Here is a 15,205-nt window from a genome sequence, read left to right as displayed (position 1 = left end):
GGCCCGATCAGTGTCCGGGCAGGTCATCCGTACCATGGGACCGACGGCCGCCCACCTGCGTCGCGATCCGACGTGTCACGGGCGGCACCACTCGCAAGGAGGCGACGTACGTGACCGAGGACCGTAGCCCGGCGGCATCCGACAACCCCGAAGGTGCCGTGGACAGCGACGCCGACGAGCCGATCAAGGGCCGCAAGAACGGCCTCTACGGCGAGGTCTCCGACGAGCTCGCCGCTTCGATGAAGTCCGGCTGGGGCGACACCGAGCTGCGCGACCTCAAGCCGGTCGAGCAGGCGGCGTACACCGCCGAGCGCCGCGCCAAGCTCTCCGCCCGGTACCCCGGCGAGCGCCTGGTCGTCCCCGCCGGGAACCTGCGCACCCGGGCGAACGACACCGAGTACTCCTTCCGCGCCGCCAGCGAGTACGTGCACCTCACCGGCGACCAGACCGAGGACGCCGTACTCGTCGCCGAACCGGTGGCCGACGGCCACGAGTTCACCCTCTACCTGCTGCCGCGCTCCAACCGCGAGAACGGCGAGTTCTGGCTCGACGGCCAGGGCGAGCTCTGGGTCGGCCGCCGGCACAGCCTCGCCGAGGCCTCGGCGCTGCTCGGCCTGCCGACCCGCGACGTCCGCAAGGCCACCGCCGACCTGACCGCCGCCACCACCACCCCGACCCGGATCGTCCGCGGCTACGACGCCGGCCTGGAGGCCGCCGTCGACACCACCGAGCAGCGCGACGACGAGCTCAAGGTCTTCCTGAGCGGCCTGCGGCTCGTCAAGGACGACTGGGAGATCGGGCAGCTGCGCGCCGCCTGCACCTCCACCGTCAACGGATTCACCGACGTGGTACGGGAGTTGGGCCAGGCCGTGGCCACCTCCGAGCGCTGGATCGAGGGCACCTTCTGGCGCCGCGCCCGGGTCGAGGGCAACGACATCGGCTACGGCTCGATCTGCGCCGCCGGCCCGCACGCCACCACCCTGCACTGGGTCCGCAACGACGGCGACGTCCGCCCCGGCGAACTCCTGCTGCTGGACGCGGGCGTGGAGACCCACACCCTCTACACCGCCGACGTCACCCGCACCCTGCCGATCAACGGCCGCTTCAACGCACTCCAGCGCAAGATCTACGACGCGGTCTACGACGCCCAGGAGGCGGGCATCGCCGCGGTGAAGCCCGGCGGCCGCTTCCGCGACTTCCACGACGCCTCGCAGCGCGTGCTCGCCGAGCGCCTGCTCGCCTGGGGCCTGCTCGACGCCGCCCAGTACGACGTCGAGAAGGTCCTGGAGCTCGGCCTCCAGCGCCGCTGGACCCTCCACGGCACCGGCCACATGCTCGGCCTCGATGTCCACGACTGCGCCCAGGCCCGCCGCGAGGACTACGTCGACGCCCTGCTGGAGCCCGGCATGTGCCTCACCGTCGAGCCCGGCCTCTACTTCCAGCAGGACGACCTGACCGTCCCCGAGGAGTACCGCGGCATCGGCGTCCGCATCGAGGACGACATCCTCGTCACCCCCACCGGCAACGAGAACCTCTCCGCCGGCCTCCCCCGCACCGCCGACGCCGTAGAAGCCTGGATGGCCTCCCTGACCGGCTGATCCCCCCGGCACACCTGCCCCCGGGCCCGCACACGGGCCCGGGGGCACTGCTATCCCTTGACCACCACGGCCTGCACGGACGCGCTGCCGACCGACTTGTGACTGCCCTGCGAGTCGCTGGGCAGGAAGGCGTCGGCGCCCACCTTGAAACGGGCGAGCTGATCGCCGGGAGTCAGCTTCATCCGGTAGTTGAGAGTCCGGCTCTGGCCCGGAGCCAGCGAGAACGCCGCCTTCGCGCCGGTCGAGGCGTAGTCCATGCCGCCGCCCCGGGACAGCGGCAAGGTGGTCCAGCCGCTCCCGTCCTGGCGCTCCATCGTCCCTTGCAGCATCGGGACGGGGTCGTTGATCTCGTACCCGAACGTCGCGACCACAGGCTCGATCGCCGCGTACGACGAGGTGGAGGTGTTGGTCCAGATCACCGCGAAGGACACCTCCGCACCGGAGTTCGGTACCTTCCCCCCGGCGGTCGGCCCGTCGATGGTGACCTTGACGGGCTTGTTCGCCGAGACCTGCGGCTGCACGGCGTACCCGCTGAAGTCCATGCTGTCGATGATCGACTGCAGGTCCTGCTGGTAGTCCGCCTTCAGTCCGTCGGCGGCCACGAACACCCGCTGGTCGGCGAGCCCCCACATCTGGGCGGTGAAGCGGTCGGTGGCGTTGCAGGAGACCTGCCAGGTGGTCTTCGCGGCCGCCAGGCCACCCACCTTGGCGGCTGCGAAGGTCGGTTTGCCGATCGAGAGGTAGCCGGTCGGGAGGTCGTGCGGGTGACCCCAGACCGGGCAGTACGGCTGGTGCGACCACCCGCTGTCCGACGCCAGATCCCCTATCGTCGGCCATTCGCCGTGCTCGGCCTCCGAGGCGTCGACGTACGCGGCGAGGTCCACGCCGTACGGCGTGCAGCCGCTGAGCCCCGTGCCACGGGTCTGCCCGGGGGCCACCAGGCAGAGGTGCGAGGGGCCGTTCCCGGCCGCGGTCGTCCAGCCGGGCGGCAGTTGCATCGCGATGCCCCGGAAGGTGAACGCCGTACCGGTCGGTTCACTCGGCGTCCCGGAGTCCGTGGGCGACTGGCTCGCGGTCGGCGACGGGGAGGCCGATGACGGCGAGGGGGACGGGGACAGCGAAGGGGTAGGGGTGGCGCTGACGCTCACGGCCGGTGGGGTGGCGTCCCGGTCGGCCACCGGGTGGGTGTCGAGGGTGACCACGCCGATGGTTGCGGCGGCGGCGAGGGCGAGGAGGGAGACGGTCACGGTGCGGAGGGGGCGTCGGCGGCGGGCGGGTGGGGTGGCTGGGCGCAGGTCGTGGGCGGTGATCTGGGCGGCGCGGGTGGCGAGGGCCTCGCGGAGGAGGCGTTCGGTGGGGGTCTCGGGGGTGTGCTCGGGGCTCATCGGACGTTCTCCAGGTGCTTCTCCAGGGCGTCCAGGGCGCGGCTCGCGGTGGACTTCACGGTGCCCCGGGAGAGCCCCAGGGTCTCGGCGATCTGTGCCTCCGACAGGTCGGACCAGTAGCGCAGCACCAGCACCTCGCGCTGGCGTGGCGTCAGCTCCTGGAGGGCGACGAGCACCCGCCGGTGCTCGTCGCCCAGCACCGCGAGGTCCTCGGCCGACGGTGCGTCGGCCTCGTGCGGCGGCACGTACTCCCGGGCGGTCTTCCGGCGGCGCAGGACGGAGCGGGCGCCGTTGACCACCGAGGTGCGGAGGTAGCCGAGGGCGTTGTCGAGGTCGTCGAGGGTCTCGCCGTGGCGCTGGTAGAGCGCGGCGAACGCCTCCTGCACGACGTCCTCGGCGAGGTCCTGGTGGTCGACCAGCAGCACGGCCATCCGGACGAGGCCGAGCCGGTGGGCGTGGTAGAGCTGGGTGAGCGTGGGCCGCTCGTCGTCTGCGGGGCGGCCCCCGCGCAGCAGCCGGAAGCCCTGGCGCCGCGCCGGGCCGGTCAGGTCGTCGGGGGCGGGGCTCGACGTGCTGAACAGCACCCGCAGCACCCCCCGCGCGGTGCGCCGGCGCCCGGAGAGGGCGAGTGTCGGCGCGATCGCCATGGACATACGTGTTCCGCTTTCCCCCAGGGTCGGGCACCTGCCGGCGTCCGCCCACACAGTGATCAAGGTCGATGATCGAGGCGATTGTGCCTATGCGCCTTCGGGCTCAGCGGCGACGCCTGGTCCAGGAGGTGTCACGGGGAGCGGAAATCAGGGCAGAGCGGTTGAAAACGGGCGCGTTCATGGCGTGAGTCCCCCGGGTGTGGAGTGTTCGGAAATTCGACGAGCCGGTTTCCCTGGCTCTCACCCTGATAGACGTCCGACGCCGTCCGAGGTTGCATTGACTTTCGAAGAAACTCTGTCAGCAGACCAGGCCGAGGTCGGCGGGGGTGGCATTGGCGGGGTCGATCGGCCGGCGGCCCTCGGTGGGCCAGCCCTCGCGGACCCAGTACTCCAGGCCGCCGATCATCTCCTTGACGTCCCGGCCGAGGGCGGCGAGCTTCATCGCGCCCTTGGTCGAGCCGTTGCAGGCGGGGCCCCAGCAGTAGACGACCAGCAGGCCCGGCGGCAGTTCGGCGACCCGCTCGGGGGTGATGTCGGCGATCGGGAGGCTGATCGCACCCGGGAGGTGGGCCTTGCGGTGCGAGCCCTCGACCCGGACGTCGACGATGGTGAAGTCCTGGAGGCCGTCGCGGAGCGCGTACCAGACGTCCGCCGGGTCGGCCTGGCAGGCGAGGCGCTCGGCGAAGAACGCGAAGGCCCGCTCGGGGCTGGCGGCCGGGATCGCGGTGACGGGCGAGGTGGCGGCGGGCGAAGTCGTGACGGGCGAAGTCATGGTGGTCATGTCCGGGCTCCTGGTGGTCGGTTGTGCTCTGCGGCGGTCCTGCCTGCGATGCATTGATCTTCCGATCCGGACACCGGACCCCGACAGTGGCGGGAACGACTATGCTCGCCAAGATCCCGCCAGTCAGGTGCCCAGGGGAGTACGCGCCATGGCCATGAACCACCCGTCCACCGGCCCGGTAGCCGTGACCATCGGCCCGCCGCCGGAGCCCGTGCACACCGTCGCGGTGTACGCGTTCGACGGCATGGCGCCGTTCGAACTCGGTGTCGTGGTCGAGGTGTTCGGGCTCGCCCGGCCCGAGCTGGCCGGGCTGCTGGCAGCACCCTGGTACGGGTTGAAGGTCTGCGCCGACCGGCCGGACACGCCACTGCGGGCCGTCGGCGGCTTCTCCCTCACCGCCCACCACGGCCTGGACGAACTCGCCGCCGCCGACACCGTGATCGTGGTGGCCGTCCCCAACACCTTCAGCGGGGAGGTATCCCCCGGGCTGGTCCGGGCGCTGCGCACCGCCCACGAGCGCGGCGCCCGGATCGTCTCGATCTGCTCCGGCGCCTTCGCGCTGGCCGCCGCCGGGCTGCTCGACGGCCAGGAGGTCACCACCCACTGGCGCTACGCCGAGCTGCTCCAGCAGCGCTACCCGTCCGTCCGGGTCAACCCCGACGTGCTGTACGTCGACAACGGCGACGTGCTCACCAGCGCGGGCAGCGCCGCCGGGATCGACCTCTGCCTGCACCTCGTCCGCCGCGACCACGGCGCGAAGGTCGCCAACACCGTCGCCCGCCGGTTCGTCGTGCCGCCCCACCGGGCGGGCGGTCAGGCCCAGTTCATCGAAGCCGCCGTCGCCCCGGTCGAGGAGGAGGACGACGGCGTGGCCCGCAGCATGCAGTGGGCCCTCGACCACCTCGCCGAGCCGCTCACCGTCGCCGTGCTCGCCAAGGCCGCCCGGATGTCGGACCGTTCGTACCTGCGGCACTTCACCGCCCGCAACGGCACCAGCCCGATGCGGTGGGTGATCACCCAGCGGATCGCCGCCAGCCTGCCCCTGCTGGAGTCCCCCGAGGGGACGGTCGAGGAGATCGCGGTGGCCGTCGGCTTCGAGAGCGCCGCGACCTACCGCCACCACTTCGGCCGGGCGATGCGGACCTCCCCGACGGCCTACCGCCGCACCTTCGGCCGGGCCGCCTGAGCCTTCACGCGGTTCAGCGCCCGGTGGCGCGGTCCGCGTTGGCGATGATCGCGTCGTGCAGCCACTGCGCGAGGCCGGGGGCGACGGCCTCGTAGGTGGCGGTGAAACGCGGGTCGCCGACGTACATCGCGGCCAGGCAGCGGTGGATCTCGTACGTGCAGTCGTAGTAGTTGTCGACGATCTGCTGCCGGTGCTCCTCGGCGAGGTCCATCGCCTCGGCGCTGCCGGGGGCCAGCCCGGCGGTGAGAGCCGACGCCAGGCGCTGGTTGAAGACCTCACCCTCGGCCTTGATCCGCTCCCAGTCGGCCTTGCTGTACCGGCCGGTGCGGCGCTGCGACTCCTTCCAGGCGTCCGAGTCGCCGTAGCGCTGCTCGGCCTCCGTCTCCCAACTCTCCTGGTAGTCCGGGCCGAAGACCTCGAACTTCTCCTCCGGGCTCAGCTGGATACCCATCTTCTTCGCCTCCATGGCTTCCTCGACCGCCGCCGCCAGGGCCCGGAGCCGACCGATCCGTGCGCTGATCAGCTCGTGCTGCCTGCGCAGGTGCTCGGTCGGGCTGACCGAGTGGTCGTCCAGGATGGCCGCGATCTCCTCCAGGGGGAACCCGAGTTCGCGGTAGAACAGGATCTGCTGCAACCGGTCGAGATCCGCGTCCGCGTACCGGCGGTAGCCGGCCGGCGTGCGGCCTCCTGGTGACAGCAGCCTGATCTCGTCGTAGTGGTGCAGCGTCCGCACGGTCACGTTGGCGATCCGTGCGACCTCACCCACCGAGTACGTGCTCATCGGGGTCGCTCCCTTCCTTCTGCGCTCCACCCTGCCGCCTCACGCCACGTGAGGGTCAAGCGCACTGCTCCGATCCTCCGACTGCGGGCCCCCGACCTGCCGGTCAGTTGGTCATACCGGCTGATTGACGGCCCGGACGGGGTTGGCGACCATGACCGCATGACGACCCCACCCCTCGCCAGACGCCTCGCCGCCGAGTGCGTCGGCACCGCCCTGCTGGCCGCCGTCGTGATCGGCTCCGGCATCCAGGCCACCGGCCTCAGTCAGGACGGCGGGGTGCAGTTCCTCGGCAACGTGACCGCCTCGGTGCTGGCACTCGGCGTGCTGATCCTGCTGCTCGGCCCGGTCTCCGGCGCCCACTTCAACCCGCTGGTCTCCGCCGCCGCCTGGTGGCACGACCGCCGCACCGGCACTGGCACCGGCACTGGCACCGGCCTCACCGGCCGGGAGACCGGCGCGTACGTGCTCGCGCAGCTGCTCGGCGCCGCCGCCGGGGCGGGCCTGGCGAACGTGATGTTCGCGCGCCCGCCGCTCCAGCTCTCCGGCCACCACCGGGCCTCCGCCCAGCTCTGGCTGGCCGAGGCGGTCGCCACCGGCGTGCTGATCCTGCTGGTCTTCGGCCTGACCCGCACGGGCCAGGCCCGGTACGCCCCGCTCGCCGTGCCGGCCTGGATCGCCGCCGCCTGCTGGGGCACCTCCTCGGGCAGCTTCGCCAACCCCGCCCTCACCGTCGGCCGCGCCCTCACCGACAGCTACACCGGCATAGCGCCCGGCTCCGTCCCCGGCTTCGCCCTCGCCCAGGCCCTCGGCGCGGCAGCCGGTCTGGCCCTGGTCACCGTCCTGTTCGGCCGGGCGCCGAGCACGGCCCCGGCCGCAATGGCCCCAACGACCGAAGCGAGCCCGACGCCGGAGTACGCGGAGCAGAGCTGAGCAGGGCTGACCCGGCCCGCGTCAGTCGGCGATGCCGGTCTCCGCGCTGACCTTCTCGATCCGGACCCGGACCAGCAGCTCACCCGGGACACCGTTGCGGGCCGCGTACTCCTCGGCCCGCTCCTCACCCATGTACCGCGCGGCGATCAGCCCGGCCCACTTCCGGACCTCCGGCAGGTCGCTGCCGAGCGTCGCCCGGCCCTGCACCAGGGCGAAGGCGAACGGCGGCCGGTCGTCGTCCACGCAGAGCATCACCCGGCCGTCCCGGGCGAGGTTGCGGCCCTTCACGGTGGACTGCCCGGTGTTGAACACGAGGTCGTCGCCGTCCAGCAGGAACCAGACCGGCGCGACGTGCGGCCGCCCGTCCGCCCTGGTCGTGGCGAGCTTCGCGGTACGCGTACCGGCGGAGAGGAAGGCCCGCCACTCGGGCTCGGTCATGTGCGTCATGACCCCACCGTACGGTCGGCGGGCCGCTCCTGGCCGCAGGTCAGGCGTGCGCGCCCGAGCCCTGCACCTCTCCGGCAGCCTGGTCAGCCCGCTCGAAGAACTCGTCGGCGACGGCCCGCGTCCGGGGCAGGTCACCGAGAGGCTCGCCGACGATGCGGCTCGCGAGCTCGACGGCCAGCTGCACGACGTCCTCGCGCAGCTCGGCCTCGGCGATCACCCGGTCGGCAGCCAGCTGCACCTTCACGGCGGCGACCAACTCGTCGCGCTGCTGCTGCCCTTCGGCCCGCACCTCGGCCAGGAAGGCGGCGCCCTGCTCGGTGGCGGTCTGCCGGATCTGCGCGGCCTCCTGCCGGGCGGCGGCCAGCTCGGCGCGGTACTCCTCGTAGACCCGCTGCGCCTCGGCCTGCGCGGCCTCGGCCCGTGCGGCGCCACCCACGATGACGTCCTCGCGTTCGGCGAGCAGCCGCTCGATCCGGGGCAGCAGCACCTTCCCGAGGACACCGAATATCAGGAAGAAGCAGATCAGGCCGAGAACGAGCTCATAGTTGTCAGGCGTCAGAGGTCCCATACCCGCAATTCTAACCGGGCTGTTCGAACACCCCTGAGAGGGTCGCCCCGGACTCCGACATGTCACGACTTGTCAATTGAGCCATGGCCAAGGACAGTTCAACCCAGCTCAGCTCAGCCCAGCTCAGCTCAGCGAGTCGATCAGAGCGAGCACGTCATCGACCGATCCGGCCGGGTCGGTGAGCGGGTAGAGCACTCCCCGTACGGTCCGCTCCCGGTCGACGACCAGGGTCACCCGCTTGAGGCGGTCGACCCCGGCGGCCCGGAAGGTCGGGAGGCGCAGGGCGGCGGCGAACTGCGACTCGGCATCCGAGAGCAGGGGGAACTGGATGCCCTCGTGTGCCGCGAACTCCGCGAGCTGGTCGGGCCGTCCGGTGCTGACGCCGTACACGGCGGCGTCGCGCCGGGTGAAGTCGGCCAGCCTGTCCCGGTACGTGCAGGACTCCAGCGTGCAGCCCCGGGCGCCGGGGATGTCACCCCAACCGGGCGGGAGCGCCTGCGAGTCGGGCACGTACGCACCCGGGTAGCAGTACAGGATCGTCCAGCGGGCATCCGAGACGGGGTCGACGGCGGGCCCCACGCCGGCCGCGCGGGCGGAGGGCAGCCGTAGCTCGGGCACCCGCGCCCCGACCAGGCCGTGCACCCGGCGGGCCTCGGCCGAGCCGGGCTCGCTCGTCGCCGAGAGGGTGCCGTCGCCCAGCAGGTGGCGCGAGCCCCAGTCCTGGAGCGCGACCAGCACCGGCAGCAGCCCCCGGCCCGAGGCGGTGAGGTGGTACTCGTAGCGCGGCGGCCGGGGGCTGTAGAGGCGCTTCTCCAGCACCCCGTCCTCGACCAGCGCGTTCAGCCGCAGTGTCAGCACCTTGCGGCTGATCCCGAGCCGCTCCTGCAAGGCGTCGAACCGGTGGACCCCGGCGGCGACGTCCCGGACCACCAGGAGCGTCCAGGCGTCGCCGACCACACCCAGAGCCTGGGCGATCGAGCAGTCGGTGTCGCCCGTCAGTTCCGAGTAGCGCATGGCCCCATCTTCCCTCAGTCACCTTGATCGCTATAGTGAGTCCCTAAAGGGAACTTACTCTCGGGGGCGGAACATGGCTGTGCAGAACGTCGGGACGAGCAGCAGACCGGGTGAGCGGCCGAGCAGCACCGGAGCCTTCTGGCGCTACTGGGCGGCCTCGACCATCAGCAACACCGGCGGCGCCGTCACCACCGTCGCCCTGCCTCTGCTGGCCGTCACGACCCTGCGGGCCTCCAGCTTCCAGGTCAGCCTGCTCACGGCCGCCGGGGATGTCGCCTGGCTGCTGATCAGCCTGCCCGCCGGGGTGCTGGTGCAGCGGCTGCCGCTGCGCGGCGTCCAGGTCGCGATGGACCTCACCCGGGCCGCCGCCGTCCTCTCCGTCCCCGTCGCGGCGGCGCTCGGGGTGCTCTCGCTGACGCAGCTGGTGCTGGTCGCCCTGGTCGTCGGCCTCGCGCGCGTCGTCTTCGACGTCGGCAACTCGTCCTTCCTGCCTTCGATCGTCAGCAAGGACGAGCTCACCGCGCGCAACAGCCTGACCTCCGCCTCGGCCTCGGCCACCCAGCTCGGCGGGCCCTCGCTCGGCGGCGTCCTGGTGCAGTTCGTCGGCGGCGCGGCGAGCATGCTGGTCGACGCTGTCAGCTACCTCGCCTCGGCCCTGCTGCTGCGGAGCATCCCCGGCGCCCCGCGCACCACCACCACCGGCGGCGCCGCCCGCGCCCCCTTCCTCGAACAGGTCAAGGACGGTCTGCGGTTCGTCGGCCGGCACCCCGTGATCCGCCCGTGCGTCGCGGCGGCCACCCTGATCAACTTCTGCTGCGGTGCCTTCGCCGCGCTCACCCCGGTCTTCCTGGTCCGCACGCTCGGCGCCCCGGCGAGCCTGGTCGGCGTGCTGATGGCCACCGAGGGCGCCGGCAGCCTGCTCTTCGCCGCCGTCACCACCCCTCTCGCCCGACGCCTCGGCAGCGCCCGCGCGGTGCTGCTCTCCAGCGCGGTCGTCACCACCACCGCCTTCCTCATGCCGCTCGCGGGCCACCGCTGGGGTCTCGCCCTCTTCGCCCTGGGCAACGCGGGCTTCGCGGCCGGCGTGGTCGTCCTCAGCATCCTCACCCGCACCCACCGGCAGACCGTCACCCCGCCGGAGCTGCTGCCCCGGGTGATGGCCTCCGTACGCTTCATCTCCTGGGGCGCCCTCCCCTTCGGCGCGCTGGCCGCCGGGCTCGCCTCCACCGCCTTCGGCCCCCGCAGCGCCCTCCTGCTGACCTGCACGGTGCTGCTGCTCGTCCCGACGGTCCTGCTGCTCAGCCCGCTGCGCCGGCTCCGCGACCTGACCGGCTGATCCACCGACCGGCTGAACGGGTGACCGGGCCGCTTATCGGTGCCGCATAGGACCCCCCGGCAGACTCACCGACGGAAGATCGATCGCCGGTGCCCGCGCACCGACCCAGCCCTCGGGGAGTCCTCTTGAACCACGCGGTTCTTCTTCACCGTGCCGCCGTGGCCGGTATCACGGCCGTCGTGCTGGCCGGGGTGCTCGCCGCACCGGCCACCGCCTCGACCACCGGCCCGACCGGCCGCAGCATCACCGCCAACGTCAGCACCACCGGCCTCTCGGCGTACTCCGGCATCGAGCGCGTCTCGGACGACGACGGCAGCAACCCGGCGGCGACGCAGGCCGCGCTGGACGCCTGGACGCCGGAGGCCATGCTGGCCGCCGTCCCGGCGGACGAGGCCCCGCAGTCCGCTCAGTCCACTCAGTCCACTCAGTCCGCGCAGGGCGCTGCGACGGCCAAGTCGACTGCCCCTCAGGCCCTCTGGCGTTCGCAGCCGAAGCCGTCCACCACCGGCCGCCCGGCAGCCGGTGCGCCGTCCGGCCCGCTGACCGTCACCTCGGCGGGCTCGGCGAAGGCCCCGGCCCCGGCCACGGCCGTCACCGGTCGGCTCCGCTCGAACGTCGCCAGCACGCCGACCACCGGCCTGCCGACCGTCGGCGCGCTCTTCTTCGACGTCGGCCCGGTGCACGAGCGCTGCACCGGTACGGTCATCAACACCGGCAGCCGCAACGTCGTCGCCACCGCCGGGCACTGCCTCTGGAACAAGCTGGTCAGCTGGCTGCCCGCGACGGTGATGCCGACCCCCGTCTTCGTCCCCGGCTACCACGACGGCCAGTCGCCGTACGGGAAGTGGTCCGTCAAGACCCGCTACTACGCCAGCTCCTGGCGCAACAACCTGAACCCGGACTACGACTACGGGTTCATCGTCCTGAACGACTCCAACGGAAAGCGCGTCCAGGACGTCGTCGGCGCCAACGCCTGGCGCACGGACGCCGGCTCGGCCAACCAGGTGGAGATCACCGGCTACCCGGACAACCGTGACCAGCCGCTCCAGTGCTTCACCAGCACCTCGAAGTACGCCAACTACGCCTCCCAACTGGTCTTCCCCTGCGACAACTTCCACACCGGCGTCTCCGGCTCCCTGCTGATGCAGAACTTCGGCGCCTCCGACCCGACCACCGGCACCGCGATCGCCTCCCTCGGCGGCTACCAGGAGGGCGGCAACACCGACAACGTCTCGTACGCCGTCCTCTGGAACTCCAGCACCGCCGCCCTGATCAACTCCGCCATCACCGGGCAGTGACCTCCGGAACCCCCTGATCCCTCCTCGACCCCTCCTCAACCCCGTACGGCAACGGCCGGCGGCACGGTGCCCCACCACCGAGCCGTCGGCCGTTCGCATCCCGTCTTTTTTCGGGGCGACCGTGCATGAACGGCCACCGCCGGAGGAATGATCATGCCAAAGAGGGCCGACAGGGCGGGTGGTGCAGCGTGGTGACCTTGGCGGAGTTCATCGATGCCTCGGTGGAGTTGACCGGCTTCGACGCAGGAGAGTTACGGGCCACCGGCATGGCCGACCGGTACCACGCGGCCGCGCTGGAACACCTCGGTGCCGCGCTGCTGCGCCTGCTCACCGCCCCTGCCGAGACCGGTGGCGAGGCCGACGGCGAGGCGCTGGAGACGGCCAGGGCCGTCACCCACCTCTGGTACACCGGCAGTTGGCCCGGCGCGGCGACCCACCTCTCGGCCGAGACCTACGCGCAGGGGCTGGTCTGGCGGGCGTTCGACGGCACGGCCCCCGGCATCGCGCCCCAGGGGCACGGCAGTTGGGCCGAAGAGCCACCCGAAGCCGCCGGGCAGCAGCGGTGAGCGGGCCGTGGGACGTGATCGTGGTCGGCGCCGGGTTCGCCGGCTCCCTGGTCGCCAAGCAGCTGGGCGACCAGGGCTGGAGCGTCCTGGTGCTGGAGGCCGGGGCCCGCCAGGAGCAGCACGGCGACCCGCTGGAGCGATTCCGCTCCGCGACCTTCAAGACACCCAACTCGCCCTACCTGAGCACGGATTCGGCACCTTCGCCGGATGTCACCGACCTCACCGGCAGTGCCGGGGGCGGCTACCGCGCAGGCGGGTACCTCGTGCAGCGCGGCCCGCTGCCGTACGCGAGCGGCTACCTGCGGGCCAACGGCGGTACCGGGCTGGCCTGGACGGGCCTGGCGCCCCGGATGCACCCCGAGGACTTCCGGGCCGGAGACTTCGGCCACGGCCGCAACTGGCCGATCGGCTACCAGGATCTGGAGCCCTACTACCGGGCGGCGGAGGCCGAGATCGGGGTGGCCGCCGACCTGGACGAACAGCGCCAGGCCGTCGGCCTGCCCTTCCCCGAGGACTACCGCTTCCCGATGCGCGCCATCCCTCGCAGCTACCTGGACGCGACCCTGGCGAAGGCCCTGGACGGCCGGTACGTACGGGAGCCCGGGGCGGCCGCCCCGACCCGCCTCCAGGTCGTCACCACCCCGCACGCCCGCAACGGCCGCCCCCGGACGGCCGCGGCCGTCGGCCCGCTCTGCGCCGGTCACGCCAGCTGCGTGCCGATCTGCCCGTCCGGCGCCAAGTACACCCCGCTCCGGACGCAGGCCGGTTGGGCCGCCTCGGTCACCCTGCGGACCCGCGCCGTCGTGACCCGCGTCCTGGTCGGCGACGGCGGCCGGGTGACCGGGGTCGAGTACCGCAGCGGCGAGGCCGGGGCCACCACCCGCACCGCGCACGCCCGGCTCGTCGTCCTGGCCGCGCACGCGATCGAGAACGCCAAGCTGCTGCTGGTCTCGGGGGCGGCGAACCGCAGTGACCAGGTCGGCCGCAACCTGATGGACCACCCGGTGCTGCTGACCTGGGGGTTGATGCCGCACCGGATCGGCCCGTACCGGGGCCCGGGGTCGACCTCGGGGCTGGAGGGGTTCCGCTTCGGACCGGCCCGGACCCGGCGGGCGCCATTCCGGATCGAGATCGGCAACTGGGGCTGGACGTGGGCGCTGGGCCCGCCCGAGGCCCGCGTCGCCGAACTCCTGCGCAGCGGCGGGCCGGACGGCCGGGGCCTGTTCGGTGCGGAGCTGCGGCGCACGCTCGGCGACCGGGTCGGCCGCGAGTTCGCCCTCCAGTTCGAACTGGAGCAGGACGCGGACCCGTCGAACCGCGTCACGATCGACCCGGACTTCCTCGACGCGACGAGCGTGCCGCGCCCTGTGCTGCACTACGACCTGTCCGACCACGTGAAGCGGGGCATCGCCGCCGCCAAGGCCGTCTCGGACCGCATCTTCACCCTGCTCGGCGCCGAGGACCACACCCGCTTCGACCCCGGGGCCGCCTGGCCCGGCCACTTCGAGTGGGAGGGGCAGTCGTACGCGTACCGGGCCGCCGGGCACGGCGCGGGGACGCACATCATGGGCGCCTCGCCCGCCGACTCGGTGGTCGACCACTGGCAGCGCTGCTGGGACCACCCCAACCTCTACGCCGTCGGCTGCGGCAGCCTGCCGACCGTCGCCACCTCGAACCCGTCGCTGACCATGGCCGCTCTCGCCCTGCGCAGCGCCGACCGGATCCACCGCGATCTGCTCACCGACCACCGCCCCGCCACTCTCCGAGGAGCCGACCGACCATGAGCCAGAGTTCTCCGCTCCCCCTGCCGCCCGTGCCGGCGCCGTACCAACTCCCCTTCCACTACGGCGCGCTGCACAACATCGGCCTCGACTTCCTGGTCGCCCCCGGCCCGGTGCGGAGCCTGCTCGCCGAGCACCACCCCGCGCTGGTGGCCGCCGAGTTCGAGGGGCTGGCCTGCGTCTCGGTCAACTACCAGCTGTACTTCGCGCAGTACCCGAACGGCGGCGGCATCACCCAGGAGATCGAGGTCAACGTCGTCGCCCACCCCGAGGGCGCCGAGGGCCGACTGCCGGAGCTGCGGTACGCGGAGTACGCGCGGGGCTTCGACCAGACCAAGCTGCTGGGCATCGCCCGCATCCACGTGCTCTGCGACAACCCGCTCGCCATCGATGCGGGCCGCAAGCTCTACGCCGAGCCCAAGTACCCCGGCTGGTTCGAGAGCACCATGCCGTCGCTCAACGGCCCCGCGGAGGAGCGGACCTGGTCGGTCACCTGCAAGGCGGCCGGTTTCAGCGCCGACCGCACCGGCATCGACCGCCGACCCGACACGCTGTTCTCCTTCACCGCCGACCTGACCGGCCTGGCGCCCGAGCCGGTCACCAACACCCCCATCACCGGCTACGGCACCGACCCCCGGCACGGCCTGCTCGCCGGGCCGATGAACGTCTACCAGCCCTACCGGCACCACACCCCGGACACCGCCGACCGCGTCCGCCTCACCGTCGCCGACCACAGCTCGGCCGTCGGCCGTGACCTCGCCCTGCTGGTCGGCGACGCCCCGGCCGTCGGCGTCTGGACGTACCAGTCCGCCCCGGTCGCCGCCCACAACCGGCCGTACTACGTACCGTCCAAGCCCTGACCGGGTGCGGGGTCGCGCGCCGTG

15 protein-coding genes are annotated in these 15,205 nt (G+C 72.6%); 8 read left to right on the top strand and 7 right to left on the bottom strand.

The features are described from left to right. The first annotated feature begins 158 nt into the window (after positions 1 to 158). Entirely contained in the window at positions 159 to 1,598 is a 1,440-nt protein-coding gene (locus ACR68M_RS17320; protein ID WP_441251636.1) for an aminopeptidase P family protein, read from the top strand. 50 nt (positions 1,599 to 1,648) lie between these two features. On the opposite strand, the gene ACR68M_RS17315 is transcribed toward ACR68M_RS17320, so the two are convergent. From ACR68M_RS17315 to ACR68M_RS17305, 3 genes are all read right to left on the bottom strand, one after another. Further along, on the bottom strand, positions 1,649 to 2,983 hold the full coding sequence (locus tag ACR68M_RS17315; protein ID WP_441251416.1) for a hypothetical protein: 1,335 nt from the start codon (positions 2,981 to 2,983) through the stop codon (positions 1,649 to 1,651). Next, the gene (locus tag ACR68M_RS17310; RefSeq protein WP_441251415.1) at positions 2,980 to 3,636 is read right to left on the bottom strand and encodes an RNA polymerase sigma factor; all 657 of its coding nucleotides are present in this window, start codon (positions 3,634 to 3,636) and stop codon (positions 2,980 to 2,982) included. The genes ACR68M_RS17315 and ACR68M_RS17310 overlap by 4 nt, the downstream gene beginning before the upstream one ends. A gap of 295 nt (positions 3,637 to 3,931) precedes the next feature. Beyond that, positions 3,932 to 4,414, bottom strand: a complete 483-nt coding sequence (locus tag ACR68M_RS17305) for a rhodanese-like domain-containing protein (RefSeq protein ID WP_441251414.1) — start codon at positions 4,412 to 4,414, stop codon at positions 3,932 to 3,934. Between the two features lie 211 nt (positions 4,415 to 4,625). On the opposite strand from ACR68M_RS17305, the gene ACR68M_RS17300 reads away from it, so the two are divergent. Then, positions 4,626 to 5,600: a helix-turn-helix domain-containing protein gene (locus tag ACR68M_RS17300; RefSeq protein ID WP_441251635.1), complete on the top strand. Its 975-nt coding sequence runs from the start codon at positions 4,626 to 4,628 to the stop codon at positions 5,598 to 5,600. Positions 5,601 to 5,613: 13 nt separating this feature from the next. Here ACR68M_RS17300 and ACR68M_RS17295 read toward each other — a convergent pair whose 3' ends face one another. Further along, entirely contained in the window at positions 5,614 to 6,381 is a 768-nt protein-coding gene (locus ACR68M_RS17295; RefSeq protein ID WP_441251413.1) for a MerR family transcriptional regulator, read from the bottom strand. Positions 6,382 to 6,540: 159 nt separating this feature from the next. On the opposite strand from ACR68M_RS17295, the gene ACR68M_RS17290 reads away from it, so the two are divergent. Further along, entirely contained in the window at positions 6,541 to 7,311 is a 771-nt protein-coding gene (locus tag ACR68M_RS17290; RefSeq protein WP_441251412.1) for an aquaporin, read from the top strand. A 21-nt stretch (positions 7,312 to 7,332) separates the two neighbouring features. Here ACR68M_RS17290 and ACR68M_RS17285 read toward each other — a convergent pair whose 3' ends face one another. The 3 genes from ACR68M_RS17285 to ACR68M_RS17275 all read right to left on the bottom strand — a co-directional run bounded on the left by ACR68M_RS17285 (position 7,333) and on the right by ACR68M_RS17275 (position 9,340). Further along, positions 7,333 to 7,749 (bottom strand): PPOX class F420-dependent oxidoreductase, encoded by a 417-nt coding sequence (locus tag ACR68M_RS17285; RefSeq protein WP_441251634.1) that lies wholly within the window; start codon positions 7,747 to 7,749, stop codon positions 7,333 to 7,335. A 49-nt stretch (positions 7,750 to 7,798) separates the two neighbouring features. Continuing rightward, positions 7,799 to 8,326, bottom strand: a complete 528-nt coding sequence (gene atpF / locus ACR68M_RS17280) for a F0F1 ATP synthase subunit B (protein WP_441251411.1) — start codon at positions 8,324 to 8,326, stop codon at positions 7,799 to 7,801. A 123-nt stretch (positions 8,327 to 8,449) separates the two neighbouring features. Then, positions 8,450 to 9,340 (bottom strand): winged helix-turn-helix transcriptional regulator, encoded by an 891-nt coding sequence (locus tag ACR68M_RS17275; RefSeq protein WP_441251410.1) that lies wholly within the window; start codon positions 9,338 to 9,340, stop codon positions 8,450 to 8,452. A gap of 73 nt (positions 9,341 to 9,413) precedes the next feature. Here ACR68M_RS17275 and ACR68M_RS17270 point away from each other — a divergent pair, with 73 nt between their 5' ends. The 5 genes from ACR68M_RS17270 to ACR68M_RS17250 all read left to right on the top strand — a co-directional run bounded on the left by ACR68M_RS17270 (position 9,414) and on the right by ACR68M_RS17250 (position 15,181). Further along, positions 9,414 to 10,676 (top strand): MFS transporter, encoded by a 1,263-nt coding sequence (locus ACR68M_RS17270; protein WP_441251409.1) that lies wholly within the window; start codon positions 9,414 to 9,416, stop codon positions 10,674 to 10,676. A gap of 158 nt (positions 10,677 to 10,834) precedes the next feature. Next, on the top strand, positions 10,835 to 11,974 hold the full coding sequence (locus ACR68M_RS17265) for a hypothetical protein (RefSeq protein ID WP_441251408.1): 1,140 nt from the start codon (positions 10,835 to 10,837) through the stop codon (positions 11,972 to 11,974). A gap of 197 nt (positions 11,975 to 12,171) precedes the next feature. Next, complete coding sequence (locus ACR68M_RS17260) at positions 12,172 to 12,540, top strand: hypothetical protein (protein ID WP_441251407.1); 369 nt, start codon at positions 12,172 to 12,174, stop codon at positions 12,538 to 12,540. Beyond that, a complete protein-coding gene (locus ACR68M_RS17255; RefSeq protein WP_441251406.1) occupies positions 12,537 to 14,324 on the top strand; it encodes a GMC family oxidoreductase in 1,788 nt (595 codons plus the stop codon). The genes ACR68M_RS17260 and ACR68M_RS17255 overlap by 4 nt, the downstream gene beginning before the upstream one ends. Then, on the top strand, positions 14,321 to 15,181 hold the full coding sequence (locus ACR68M_RS17250; protein WP_441251405.1) for a hypothetical protein: 861 nt from the start codon (positions 14,321 to 14,323) through the stop codon (positions 15,179 to 15,181). The genes ACR68M_RS17255 and ACR68M_RS17250 overlap by 4 nt, the downstream gene beginning before the upstream one ends. Positions 15,182 to 15,205 lie beyond the last annotated feature (24 nt).

Source organism: Kitasatospora sp. McL0602 (genome assembly GCF_052076145.1).
GTDB lineage: Bacteria > Actinomycetota > Actinomycetes > Streptomycetales > Streptomycetaceae > Kitasatospora.
This window is presented reverse-complemented; position numbering and strand designations above follow the sequence as displayed.

Excerpts from the sequence above, each read along its gene's own strand:
- ACR68M_RS17315 (WP_441251416.1), bottom strand. The coding sequence starts at position 2,983 with ATGAGCCCCGAGCACACCCCCGAGACCCCCACCGAACGCCTCCTCCGC.
- ACR68M_RS17285 (WP_441251634.1), bottom strand. The coding sequence starts at position 7,749 with ATGACCGAGCCCGAGTGGCGGGCCTTCCTCTCCGCCGGTACGCGTACC.
- ACR68M_RS17270 (WP_441251409.1), top strand. The coding sequence starts at position 9,414 with ATGGCTGTGCAGAACGTCGGGACGAGCAGCAGACCGGGTGAGCGGCCG.
- ACR68M_RS17275 (WP_441251410.1), bottom strand. The coding sequence starts at position 9,340 with ATGCGCTACTCGGAACTGACGGGCGACACCGACTGCTCGATCGCCCAG.
- atpF (WP_441251411.1), bottom strand. The coding sequence starts at position 8,326 with ATGGGACCTCTGACGCCTGACAACTATGAGCTCGTTCTCGGCCTGATC.
- ACR68M_RS17305 (WP_441251414.1), bottom strand. The coding sequence starts at position 4,414 with ATGACCACCATGACTTCGCCCGTCACGACTTCGCCCGCCGCCACCTCG.
- ACR68M_RS17250 (WP_441251405.1), top strand. The coding sequence starts at position 14,321 with ATGAGCCAGAGTTCTCCGCTCCCCCTGCCGCCCGTGCCGGCGCCGTAC.
- ACR68M_RS17295 (WP_441251413.1), bottom strand. The coding sequence starts at position 6,381 with ATGAGCACGTACTCGGTGGGTGAGGTCGCACGGATCGCCAACGTGACC.
- ACR68M_RS17290 (WP_441251412.1), top strand. The coding sequence starts at position 6,541 with ATGACGACCCCACCCCTCGCCAGACGCCTCGCCGCCGAGTGCGTCGGC.
- ACR68M_RS17310 (WP_441251415.1), bottom strand. The coding sequence starts at position 3,636 with ATGTCCATGGCGATCGCGCCGACACTCGCCCTCTCCGGGCGCCGGCGC.